Consider the following 12,553-nt stretch of genomic DNA (forward strand, 5'->3'; position numbering starts at 1 on the left):
GTTCTACAGCTACCTGTAAAATATCTTACGACATAAAACCCAGGTTTGAATGAGTAAAATTACGGATGTTCGGGAACACGTATTCCAGTGCAGCGTTATCACTCACGCCCATCCACTGTGCTAGTGTTGAACCAACTTGATCAGCGGCAATTTTGGGTATGAGTCGGCCTTGAGAGTAATCATCGTTTCCGCCCAGTATTAGTTCCGGCCATGTACCGATAGGTTGTTTCCCATTTACCGCGCCTCCAATTAATAGTTGATGGCCACCCCAGCCATGATCGGTACCATTTCCGTTGCTCATCATCCGTCGACCGAAGTCAGACATAGTGAAAGAGGTGACTTGCTTGTTTAGCCCTAACCGTTCGACCGCACGATACATTGCTAAAAGGTTTGTCGCGAGATCCTCAAGTAACACTGGATGACGTGCCAATTGCGAATCGTGCAGGTCATACCCAGAGTGTTTAACGAAAAAGACTTGTCGTTGCTGCTTCAGGACATCTTGGCTTGCTATCAATTTGTACACGGTTTGCATCTGCTTGCCGAGCGTCGATGACGTAAACAACGGCTCGTCAGCAATGTGGTTGAGTTGCTCGCTCAGTACACTACTCATTACCATCGACTCATCAACCATCAAATTAAAATGACCATTAAATGGATTGTCAGTTTGATGAGAGAGAAGGCGATCATAGATCCCCTTGTATAGCGGGTTATCAATCGCGGTAAGCTGAACTGCGCGATCTTTTTTCAGGACGGTTTGGCGGTGTTTCATTGCCCGTAACCAAAGCGAGTTGCCATGCACACTGTATAGCGGTGTTATTTCTGATTCAGAGTTTAATACATCCAACATTCTGCCAGCCCAACCAAGATTTTTAGACTCGCTCATTCCACCAAGTAACCAAGCGTCTGTTTGAGAATTATGAGAAAACAGTTGCTCGGGAAGTGATGCTTCACCTTGCTCAATAGCTTGTTTGGTGACGGGATGGTTGAGAATGCCACTATTGAGCACGATGCTGGCATCGCCTTGTTCGAAAACGGAAGTTAACGCATTTAACTTTGGGTGTAAGCCGAGCTTCACTGGGTGATTTGAGCTATCGACAGCACTCAAATTGATAGGGAGTATGTCTTCTTTGGCGACAGAGAGTGGCCCTCTGACTTTGGAATATTGACGATAGTGCGCCTCCGATAATGGCAGTATGGTGTTGAATGCATCGTTTCCGCCTGCTAAATACACACATATTAATGCTCGAAAGTCATTGGATGGCGCTGCGAGAGAGTAACCTGGCAGACTAAGAGAGGCTAGTGCGCCCATCGATAGCGTGCTTTGTATAAAATGTCGTCGTGAAATATCCATAATTCACTCCTAATCCTGAATATAGAATTCGTCGCCAGAAATGGCGGTAAATATCACTAGAGCGAGTTTTGTTGTTGGCACATAGTCCCCACGATAATCATTCAGGGCGGTGAGCATGAGCTCTTTCAATTCAGCAGAAGCCGTTCCAGCAAAGAAACGCTCGTTAACCAATTCGACTAAGGCACGGTGATCGTCCAGAAGAAGATAAAACTCGTTAAGATCGAAGTGGTAGGAATCACCACCTCCTCTACGAGTGCTGGTTAACATATAGTTGACCAAATCGGTATAAACAGACCAATTGAGAAGTTCATACTCTGGAGAGTTAATACCAGACTCCGTAAACTCGTTAGACGGCTGATAGTCTGGAGAGTAAAAATTAAACACGGAAGGAGAACGAAGCGGCCCTTGATTAGCGATGTTCATCATCGTTGTTGCGTCTTCGTAACGTGATCCTTTAACCGTAAAACCTGATGCTCGATGAAAATTAGTCAGGACCAGTATCGGTTCTTTCACTTTTATAGGCGGTGTATCCGTCATCCCTAATGCTTCAGGATCGAGCAATATGGCTCGAACAACGGCGGTTAGATCGCCTTTTTCTCCTTCCCCATTGTTGTTAAATATCGTAGCAACACGCGCGACGTACTCTGGGCTTGGATTTGAACTGACCAAACGTTGGATAAGTAATTTTGAAACAAATGGAGCAACATTTGGGTGAGACATCAACATATCAATCACTTTTGAAAGCTCTTCTTGTGCGGTTAGACCCGATGGGATCACGTTCCCTAGAAATCGCTTCTCGCCGGTGTCGTGTCGCTGACTGATAACTCGCATCGGTTTCACGAATGCGATGTCGGAATTTTTCCATCCAGTTAATGCTCGCGCGAGCTCTTGAATATCAGTTTGATTGTACGTGGGGATAGGTTTGCCTGTTGCGTGGTTTAGTTTTTTACTGCCATCTAAATTGAGTTCATACAAACCGATAGTGAATAGCTGCATTAACTCTCGAGCAAAGTTCTCATCGGGAAGCGTTCCTGTCGCACTATTTTCTTTTGCACTACCGAGCATAGATAAATAGCTCCCCATGACTGGATGGATGGAAACGTCATACAACAGGTCTCGGTAGTTGCCAAACGCATGTTCAACCAACAGATCGTAGTAATTCACTAACCCTGTAGGTTTGCTGGAAAGAACGCCGCCATAACGAGAAACGACTACGATCTGACTCAATGCATAAGCCATTCGCTGTCTGAGCTGATCTTCAGCAGTAACAACAATCTGATACCAAGCATTTTCGCGGTTTGACTGTAGGCCTTTAGAAAAAGGCGTTTGATAAAGTGGTTGATGGTAGGTTGCTGGCAGGTTGATTTGTTCCTGTATCCAGTCCTCTAACCCGTTTTCCCTAACCTCATTAATTAACGCAGGAGTTGGTCCAAAAGAGGTTTGATAGAGAAAACGCGCAACGGTTTGATCGGATGGGGATTGCTGTATTTGTGCTGATACATTAGGCACATGGCTCAGCAATAAGATAGCCAATCCTAGTACCCAAGCAGAGATTTTATTTAGCTTCTGACGTCTCATAGTTAACTCGCTTACCCGAAGTAACGATTTAAGTCCATTTAACGGGAGTTATTAAGCTCTTTTGAGCTGTTTAGTAAATTTATGAAAATCAAGCAGCTGCATAGGCGAGTATAGTAGCTATAAGTGGTGAACAAAAAACTCAAACGGTGAATTTGGTACTATAGTGCTAGAAGTTTTTGATGCTATTTTTTCTAAGATACTGATATTAAATATGGCCAGTGAAGAGTAATAAGAAGAGATATCGCAATGGATATAGAAGGGGGACAGCTAAAGTACTGTTAACAAGAGATTGGTATGTTTGTTAAGGCTTAAGTTAGTTTCAAGAAATTATTGAGCCAATAAATAAAGTCCATTGGTTTGCACAAGAGAAAACCACACGGATGTTCTCTTGTACAAAGCAACAAAGGTTATTTTCGGGCAAGCTTATGGTGAGCACGAGAAAAGTGATCGGCACAAAATGCGCCAACAATCGAGAGTTCGCCAGCCAGACAAAGCGCAGCTGCGACTTCGGCTAACGCTTTCGCTTTGCCGTTGCCGTGCAAACCCAAAATATCCAAACATGCTTTTTGTGTTGGAAGGCCAGTACCACCACCAACCGTCCCCACCATGATGTTTGGCAAGGTCACGCACGCGTACAAGTTGCCTTGAGCGTCCACATCCATACGAGTGATTCCAATGGCAGACTCTGCAACGCAAGCGGCATCTTGACCACAAGCAATGTACAGCGCGGCAAGCGCGTTTGCGTAATGCGCGTTGACGCCAATTGTCCCGCTGAGTAAACCGCCCACTGTGGTCATTTTGCCAAATTGAACCATAGACTCCGGCGTCGTATGCAGATATTTTTCCACCAACTCAGCAGGAATGGTCACTTCGGCGGATACTTTCTTACCGCGTACCGAGCGCAGTGTGTGTGCGTTTGGTTTTTTGTCGCCTGATAAGTTGCCATCCAAGAATGCTTGAGTTGGTTTGATTGGGCTGGTCGCCAAAATATGATGGAACACTTCGTTTGTTGCGATGGTCACCATGTTTTGTCCGGAAGCGTCACCAGTCACGTATTCAAAGACCAAATAAACATGGTTTCCTTCGATATTTACATTGATGTCTTTGAGTTTGCCATGTGAGGTGGTGGATTCCGCTATTTGACGAAATGCGTCAAACTGGGTCACAACCCAACTGACGAACTGGCCAGCGTCGGCAAGGTTATTAAAGGCGAACACTGGCGTTCGGCTCACCCCTTCACTCAGCAACAATGCGCTCGCGCCACCAGCGGCGGTGATAAGATTTGCGCCACGGTTGTAGGAAGCGACTAACGCGGCTTCTGTCGTTGCGAGCGGAACCAAAAAGTCATCGTTCGCATACAAGCCGTTGACGCGCAAAGGGCCTGCAATGCCGACCGGCACATTAACAGTACCAATGAAGTGCTCGATGTTGTTGGAGTAAGCATCGCAATGTGACTGCGTGAAAGGATCAAGGAGATGATCTTTATTGGTCACGTGTTCCAATACTTGCCAACGGCGCGCCAAATGCTTATCCGATAGGCCAGGGCTTAAGCAGAGACGTTTCTCTGGCTTGTGAAACTTCGGTTCTAATGCCGATTGAATCTTACTGCTGGTTTCGATATCGGAAAGGGCGGAGCTTTGAACAGGGTTATCTTGGTTTAACTTCGGCATACAAACGTTAACTGAAAAATCGAACCAGAGATTGTAGTGATTGAGGCTTTGATTACAACGTTGATTATACGTTTTGCAACAAATACCACTATGCAAGCGCCTTTATTATCCAAGTGATTTGATATTGGAGCGACGAATTTACCGGACATAAATGGGTTTTGACAATGAATGTTGCAGTAAATGGCAGATCCGGGAGGTTATGGCTTTTAGAGAAACTGGCCTGTAGGTGTTTGGATTCGGCAAGGTGTAAGCATGAGCGCCTTAAAAGCGGAATGGTTCAATCTATGAAAGGAATAAATTGTCTAACCCAGTCCCTTGGGTCAGACGTTAGTTTGAATCGGTTGTTCAAAAACTAGTTGAAGGCGCGAGCCACACGTCCCGCACTTTGAATACGGTAATGGCCAACGTAAGCAGGAACAAATACAGATTGTCCCTTCGCGGCGGTTAACGTCTCACCGTTATCACTGATGAGTGTCAGGTCGGCATCAATCGCCATCAAAATCTCTGCGCTATTGGCATCAACCACTTCATTGTTCGGTTGGTTAAGAATGCTGAAACTAAAGTCTGCCACTGGGACCGGATAAAGGCTTTGGCAACCATTGGCATTGGGTTTAAGAACAAGGCTGTTAAACGGCTTAGGCACAAAATCTGTGCATTTAACCAGTTCTTCAACATCCATATGTTTCGGCGTGAGTCCTGCACGCAAAACGTTATCTGAGTTCGCCATGATCTCTAATCCCGTACCTTTAATGTAAGCGTGTGGCGTTCTTGCGCTCAGGAACATCGCTTCGCCAGGTTGCAGCGTGATGACATTCAACAGTAATGGCGAAAACAAGCCGACATCGCCAGGGTATTGAGTGGATAGATCCAAGATGAGCTGGTAAACGTCGCTGTCAGTGCCTTGTTCCGATTGACGTGAAGCGTGGGCAAGAAGCTGTTTCAGTGCTCGCTCTTTTGTTTCTCCTTCCATGGTAAGAATGTGCACAAAGAAATCGCGTAAACCTTGTGAGTTGATTTCGCGTTTGAATGTGTCAAGAGGCGCGCGTAGCTCATCGATATCGCAAAGGCTAAATGCCTCAATAATCTCGGCATACGAGCGAAAACCGTTCATGGCTTGGTAACTTGTCAGCGCGTACACCAACTCTGGTTTGTGGTTTGGATCCTTGTAGTTACGATGGCTTGCGTTTAGTGGGATCCCGGCACTTTGTTCTTTTTCGAAGCCTATTTCGGCATCTTGTTTGCTTGGGTGAACTTGAATCGACAGTGCATGTTCGGCCGCTAAGATCTTAAACAGAAAGGGCAGGTCGCCAAATTTCGCTGCGGTTTCTGCTGATAAGTAAGCGGGTTGGTTTTGTTTGATCAGTTCAGACAAAGGCAGCGTGTTCTGCTCAATCTGAACTTCAGAGCAGCCGTTTGGGTGAGTACCCATCCATACTTCTGCTTGAGGCTCATTCGTTTCGTTAGAAAAGCCAAACAAATCGTGAATAGAAGAGGTGCTTCCCCAAGCGTAGTTTTGGATTTTGTTGTTCATTTGAAAGAAGCTATGCGATGAAATAGTGTTCAAATTCATGAATTTTTCCCATAGTTAACCCTCCGAACTGAATCGGAAGAAAAATTGAGCAGAGATACGTTAAATAAGGTGGGCGAGCGCGGTTAGGTCACTCGCCAATTTGCCCGAAGGGCGATAAGTCGATTTACAACCGAGGTTTTGGTTCGAGTGGTTTTCGTGATGGTTGCGCTTGCAAAAATGGCAGCAACAAAAGGCCAATGACGGCTGCACAAACTGAAATGGTGATGAAGAAACCCGTCCAATGATATTCTTCAAGAATTAACGCCAGTGGATAACCAGACAATGCTGCGCCCATGTAGGCGAACAAGCCCACGAATCCTGTTGCCGCGCCGGCAGAGTCTTTGTGAGAGCACTCCGCCGCCGCCATACCGATCAGCATTTGTGGTCCAAAGACAAAGAAGCCGATGGAGAACAATCCCGCTGCTTGGAATGCAAAGTTGGTCAGAGGCATTAGCCAAAGCGCAGAGACAGATAAGAAAATCCCAATCGCGAACAGCAAGTTCATTGGTCCACGGTTACCGTCAAAGAGTTTGTCTGAGCCCCAACCCGCAACCAATGAACCAACAAAACCGCCAATTTCAAACATCGACAGAGCAGCGTTGGCATTAATCAGGCTATAGTGATGCTGCTCGGTCAAGTACAGGTTTCCCCAGTCATTGATTGCGGTTCGGACGATGTAAACCAACACGTAACTGAACGCGAGTAGCCAGATGTATTTGTTGTTAAATACGTACGATTTCAGAATTTCTCGGTAGGTGAGGCCACGTCCGTAATTTTCTTGCGCAAGTTCTAGTGCGTCGTTGCGCCATTGTCCGACACTTGGTAAGCCCATTGTTGTGGGTTTGTCGCGCAATCGCCAACAAACGAATAGACCGAGTAATACCCCGATGATGCCGGGTAGAATAAAGCCTTCACGCCAGCTGTAGTGCAACGTTAAATAGCCCACCAAAATAGGGATCAGAGCGCCACCAACGTTGTGTGCGGTGTTCCAAATCGCCCATAAGAAGCCACGCTCGGAGCGTGAATACCAAGTGGTTAACAGCTTGGAGCATGAAGGCCAGCCCCAGCCTTGGAACCACGCGTTTAAGATCCACAGAGTAATGAAAGCCGCGAGTGAGCTAGAAAAACCGAACGCGATATTGACCAGACCTGTCGCAATCAATCCTAATCCCATGAAATAACGAGGGTTAGAGCGATCTGAAATCGTACCGGAAATAAACTTCGAGCAGCCGTAAGTAATGTAGAAAAGCGTACCGATAAGGCCCAAATCGCCCTTATCTAAGCCAAGATCGGTAATCATCGCTGGTGCGGCGTAGTTAAAGGTCTTACGAGTAAAGTAGAAACCTGCGTAGCCGATGTACATCCCCAACATAATGTGCAAACGCCAATGGCGGTAACGCTGGTCGATTTGCTCGTTGCTCAGACTCGGTTGAGTAAATTTAGGTGAACGTAAAAATCCAAACATCTTGAGTTACACCTTAGGTAAAGTAATGCTGATTTGTGTGCCGATCACTTGATCGCTGGTGGAGTAGATAACCATTTTTCCACCTAACGCGTGCACACGCTCTTGCATGCCGCGAACGCCCATGCCTTTCATGCTGTCCTGAACTTTGAAGCCGACACCATCATCGTGAATCATCAATGACACCGCCGCTTCTCCGATCGTCAGTTCAATAGTGATCAACTGCGCTTCTGCATATTTGGCGGCGTTATTCAATGACTCTTGGCATAAACGGAATAGGGTGACTTTGAGCGTGTCACTCAAGTTGGTGTAATCGCCTTGCCAGTTCAGTTGAACAGTCGTTCCGTGATTGGCAAATTCCATCTCTCGCGTCAGTTGCTCGACGGATTCTTTCAAGTCCAAATCATCCAGCATTTTTGGTCTTAGCTTGCTTAACAGTCGCTTAGTGGTGTCGTACACGTTGAGGGAAAGCCCTTCGATCATGTCGGCGCAACCCACGCTTGTTTCTGTGTTATTTACCCGCTTAATGATGTTGGCTTGTGTGCGGATCGCCGTGATGTTCTGTCCAATTTCGTCATGTAGCTCGCGCGCAATATCGCGTCTTACCGATTCTTCCGCTTTGATAAGCTGGCGAGACAAATTCTGATTGCGTGCAAGTTCGCCGCGCAGTTTGTGATTGAGGTCTTTTTGTTTCTGAACCCCTAAGCCGAGCATAATGCCGGTGATGGTTTGCGCCGAGAGAGATAATAACAAATCGGTGATTTCTAGATTTGATACGCCGCTGCGAGCCGCAATCAGCGCAATGCTGTTGAGCATGGTGGCGAGCAGGGCTCCTTGCCAGCCGTAACGAAGTGCCAACACGATAATTGGGATAGCCATACAAAATGGCGCAAATCGTTTTAGCTCTTCAGGTAAACTGGTTTGCACCAAAATACTGCCGATCAAAAGCAGCGCATAAAGCACGATATGACGCACCTGAAATACAACGGCATTACTAAGTAGGAGAGAGCTAAGCGGAGACCAACGACTTTGGAACAAATAGCTCCACAACAGGTAGCACATAGGAACCAGCATCAGCCCACCAGAAATACTGGCTAACCACACCATGTAAACAGAAGGCACGTGAAAGCCGACCGCCATTACGTTGATGAAGGCGGTAATGATGATCACAACGCCCATTACGGCTAAGTGGCGGTTTTGGTCACCGTAGTAGTATTTTTTCGCAATCAGTGTGACCGGGATACTGGCAATGCTCGCAATCAGCACGGTAAGCCACTGCGGTTGACCCAGTAACATCGCAAGTGCGATGGAAAGTCCCCACTCCGAAAGGTAAATCGTCGGCCAATAAGCGGCACGAGTGTGAAGGGCGACACCTAATCGTAAAGCGAAAGGAAACAATAAGATCGCCAACTCGGGATCATTGACAAAGTAATAGGCAATCACCCACAAGCAAAACCAGGCGCAAGCCATAACAAAAAGTCCGCAAATGGTGGTAACAGCATAAGCTCGCATTAAAAGGACTCTTGAGAAAATAGTTTGGCGAGCTCAACGTTGTTTTTCACGCCGAGTTTGTCGATGGCATTCGCACGATGAACATGCACAGTCTTGTGGCTCAAGCCAAGCTCTGCCGCGACAGACTTTACATCCAACCCAGTGGCAAGTAGCTGACATACCTCGTTTTCACGTTTTGTCAGTTGGCATAGAGAGGCGGTGTTGTCTCTAGGCGTTGCAAGTTTAAGTGCAATATCTGATGTGAGGTAACAGCCGCCAGAAGCACTGGTTCTCACGGCTTGAATAAGTTCGTCTGGGCTACAGCGTTTACTAAGATAGCCTTTTGCACCTAGCTTTAGTGATTTTTCCACCATCGCAGGGGAGTCATGCACGCTAAGCATCACGCAGGCAATGCCAGTTGGTATTTCGCTGAGAAAGTTTAAGCCGCTTTCATCTGGCATGGAGATATCTAGGATGACGACATGAGGGTGTACCGCAGGCAAGCCTTTTCGCGCTTCGGCGACAGAGCCGAATTCACCAACAACGGTAATATCACTTTCTAAATTTAATAATTGTGCGAAACCTGAACGCACGATGACGTGATCATCAACTAGAGCAACATGAATCATTATTACAACCAAATAGAGCAGACGACTAACAACAATAAGCTCCAACAGGAGCCAATAGAAAAATCTTTAATGATACTGAATTGAGCCATGCTTTTTAATGATCTTGCGCGCTTTACCGAAGTAAAGCGCGCAGAGAAGTTAGGCTTGGTTTTGTGCAAGTTGAAGCTTCTTCGCGTGTCGAATCTTCTTCTCTTCCGCGATAGCGACGAAAGCAAGCAAAACAATACAAATCATGGCGGAGGTATCTAGGGCTGCGAAGGTACCTTTCCAACCTGTTAAGCCGAAGATAGGTGTACCGTCTGCAATCATACCGAGACCAAGTTTCGCGAAGCTGTCACCGATTAGGTAAGCGAATGTACCTTTTACGCCGTCAGCCACACTGATTGCTTTTTTAGGGACAAAACCAACCGCGGCAACACCGATAAGAAGTTGCGGACCAAACACCAAGAAGCCCAATACAAATAGAGAGGCTAAGTACATGAACTCGCTAGTGGCGTGTTGGTAGAACTCAAGCGATACGATGATCAAGCCAAGAGACACACAAGCTACCAATGCGCGGCGACCGTTTGCTAGGTCAGATAAGTAACCCCACATCAAAGTACCCACAAGCGCACCGACTTCGAACAGAGTAAAGCCAGAGATTGCCGTTTCTTTTGAAAGACCAAGCTCTTGGTATGCGTATACCGTTGACCATTGGTCGATACCGATACGCACGATGTAAAGGAAGATGTTGGCAAAGCAAAGTAGCCAGATAACTTTGTTTTTAAGAACGTATTCAACAAAGATTTCTTTTTTGGTCATCTGGTTTTCTTCAGCGGCGGTGTCTTCTTCACTCACTGCTTCATCGAAAAGTTCTTCTACTTTACCTAGACCGTAAGCTTCTGGAGAGTCGCTACCAAAGCGCATACCGATAAAGCCGACGATGATCGCGATGATAGAAGGGAACACGAACATGCCGATTACGTGCCCGTCGAATAGGTAGTTGGCACCGAAAAGAGCAACACCGGCTGCGCCCGCACCACCAACGTTGTGTGACATGTTCCACAAGCCGAGGTAAGAGCCGCGTTTGTTACGAGGTGTCCATTTTGTAATGGTTGAGTAACTAGAAGGGCCACCAGTACTTTGGAAGAAACCACTTAGAGCGTAGAAAGCCACCATCAAGAACAGGCTTGCACTACCGCCGCCCATGCTGAAGCTGAAACCAAGCATTGCAAGACCAGAAAGGATCAGCATAAAAGGGAGGAATTGCTTGGTGTTCTTACCGTCAGCGTAGTAAGACACAACGGTTTTACCGATGCCGTATGTGATGGAGAAGCCAAGGCCAATAAGACCTAGGTCTGTCATGCTCAAACCGTAAGTTGAGATCATGTCGTTTTGCGCGACATTGAAGTTCTTACGAATCAAGTACATGGTTAGGTAGCCGATGAATACGACCAAGTAAGATTGGATGAACGGTTTAAACCACATCTTTCTTCTAACTTCGACGGGAAGATCGAGGGTCGGCTTCCGCACCTGTTCGAGGAATTTTAACATGATGAACTCTCTTGTAATTGTTTTAGAAACACAACGGAGACCGTTATGCGCTCTTGTTACCTTTGACTGAGCGGAATTCTAGAGAGTGGTTTTGTGAGGCACATGAGATGGTTGCCTAGATCGGCTAGGAAAAATTCCTAGAAATGCCTAGTAAGGCGGAAAAGCGTGAAAAGAGTCACACAAAATCCTTACTAATCTATGGGTCTTTGACAGGGTTCTATCGGATTGGAAAGCGTTCAAATGCAAGCAGGTTAATATACGCAAGCTTAGTGCTGACAAGGGGTGAGCACGTTTGGTTGGAGAGAATAGTGGCTTGTCGCTAAGTATCAATTGGGAACGAGAAGCAAACAACAGAAACCCGGAGGTCTCTGTTAGAAATATTAGGAATTTGGCTAGGTTGACGTGTTAAGGCGCAGGGCTGTATAGACGTGGCGAGCCGTGTTTTGGTAAGTGAATTAGGTTCAAATGGTTTCTTCTTGCCCATTCGACAGTTAACGCTGTAGGTGCAGATAAGCAAACCAGAGTGGGGATACGCGCGCGAACGGCTTTGTGGATCAACTCTAAGCTGCAACGGCTTGTCATGATAGCGAAGCCACTTTGAGGCTCGATGTGATTGTTGGCCAATGCGCCAATCAACTTATCTAGCGCGTTGTGACGGCCGATGTCCTCTCGGCACAACTTGATGTTGCCTTGTAAATCTGCAAATAAAGCGGCGTGTAACGCGCCAGATTCACGTGCGGCTTCTTGATGCAGTGCGACTTTGTCTCGCAGCCCTTCAAATACATCGGAGCGCGGAGGAAGAGACGGTGTTAGCGGTGCCAAATCAGGCAAAGCTTGTTCCAGAGCCTCTACACCACAAATGCCGCATCCGGTTGTGCCGGCAAGATTTCGGCGCTGTGTTTTTAACGCCCAGAAAGCGCGGTTGCTGATTTCCACTTCCGCATAGTGAGATTCGTGATCGCCACCAATTTCAATGTCTTTAATCTCTTTGAAATCGTGGACGATGCCTGTGCTTAGGCTAAATCCTTTCACGAAGTCTTCCAGATGGCCTGGCGTCACCATCATGACCGCTTGGCTAATGCCGTTATAGCTGATAGCTAAGGCGGATTCACTCGCCAGCGACATTTGTTGCACTGGGCGGCCATCAATCAATTCTCGGTAATTGAACGCACTTGGTTGAGGTGGTGCTTGATTGAAATCGGACAGTTCAAAATAAGATTGAGTAGTACATCTCATGAAATCACCTCATAAGCCGTTATGTATGCCAAA

9 protein-coding genes are annotated in these 12,553 nt (G+C 46.7%); all 9 read right to left on the reverse strand.

What is annotated here, in order from left to right:
- Window positions 1-25: 25 nt before the first annotated feature.
- The 9 genes from R7Z41_RS12370 to fdhD all read right to left on the reverse strand — a co-directional run bounded on the left by R7Z41_RS12370 (window position 26) and on the right by fdhD (window position 12,520).
- Window positions 26-1,351 (reverse strand): DUF1501 domain-containing protein, encoded by a 1,326-nt coding sequence (locus R7Z41_RS12370; RefSeq protein ID WP_206949017.1) that lies wholly within the window; start codon window positions 1,349-1,351, stop codon window positions 26-28.
- Window positions 1,352-1,360: 9 nt separating this feature from the next.
- Window positions 1,361-2,929, reverse strand: a complete 1,569-nt coding sequence (locus R7Z41_RS12375) for a DUF1800 family protein (RefSeq protein WP_206949016.1) — start codon at window positions 2,927-2,929, stop codon at window positions 1,361-1,363.
- Window positions 2,930-3,336: 407 nt separating this feature from the next.
- Entirely contained in the window at window positions 3,337-4,599 is a 1,263-nt protein-coding gene (locus tag R7Z41_RS12380) for a hydroxymethylglutaryl-CoA reductase (RefSeq protein ID WP_149192249.1), read from the reverse strand.
- A 352-nt stretch (window positions 4,600-4,951) separates the two neighbouring features.
- A complete protein-coding gene (gene manA, locus R7Z41_RS12385; RefSeq protein WP_176311570.1) occupies window positions 4,952-6,169 on the reverse strand; it encodes a mannose-6-phosphate isomerase, class I in 1,218 nt (405 codons plus the stop codon).
- A gap of 124 nt (window positions 6,170-6,293) precedes the next feature.
- A complete protein-coding gene (locus tag R7Z41_RS12390; protein ID WP_206949015.1) occupies window positions 6,294-7,634 on the reverse strand; it encodes an MFS transporter in 1,341 nt (446 codons plus the stop codon).
- Between the two features lie 6 nt (window positions 7,635-7,640).
- Window positions 7,641-9,143 (reverse strand): signal transduction histidine-protein kinase/phosphatase UhpB, encoded by a 1,503-nt coding sequence (gene uhpB, locus R7Z41_RS12395; RefSeq protein ID WP_225478083.1) that lies wholly within the window; start codon window positions 9,141-9,143, stop codon window positions 7,641-7,643.
- A complete protein-coding gene (gene uhpA / locus R7Z41_RS12400; RefSeq protein ID WP_225478082.1) occupies window positions 9,143-9,751 on the reverse strand; it encodes a transcriptional regulator UhpA in 609 nt (202 codons plus the stop codon). Before uhpA ends, uhpB begins: the two co-directional genes overlap by 1 nt.
- Window positions 9,752-9,889: 138 nt before the next feature.
- A complete protein-coding gene (gene uhpT, locus R7Z41_RS12405; RefSeq protein ID WP_021707729.1) occupies window positions 9,890-11,284 on the reverse strand; it encodes a hexose-6-phosphate:phosphate antiporter in 1,395 nt (464 codons plus the stop codon).
- Window positions 11,285-11,689: 405 nt separating this feature from the next.
- The gene (gene fdhD / locus R7Z41_RS12410) at window positions 11,690-12,520 is read right to left on the reverse strand and encodes a formate dehydrogenase accessory sulfurtransferase FdhD (protein ID WP_017447522.1); all 831 of its coding nucleotides are present in this window, start codon (window positions 12,518-12,520) and stop codon (window positions 11,690-11,692) included.
- Between the last annotated feature and the right edge of the window lie 33 nt (window positions 12,521-12,553).

Origin of the sequence: Vibrio sp. 1457, assembly GCF_033340195.1 — a bacterium.
Classification (GTDB): domain Bacteria; phylum Pseudomonadota; class Gammaproteobacteria; order Enterobacterales; family Vibrionaceae; genus Vibrio; species Vibrio alginolyticus.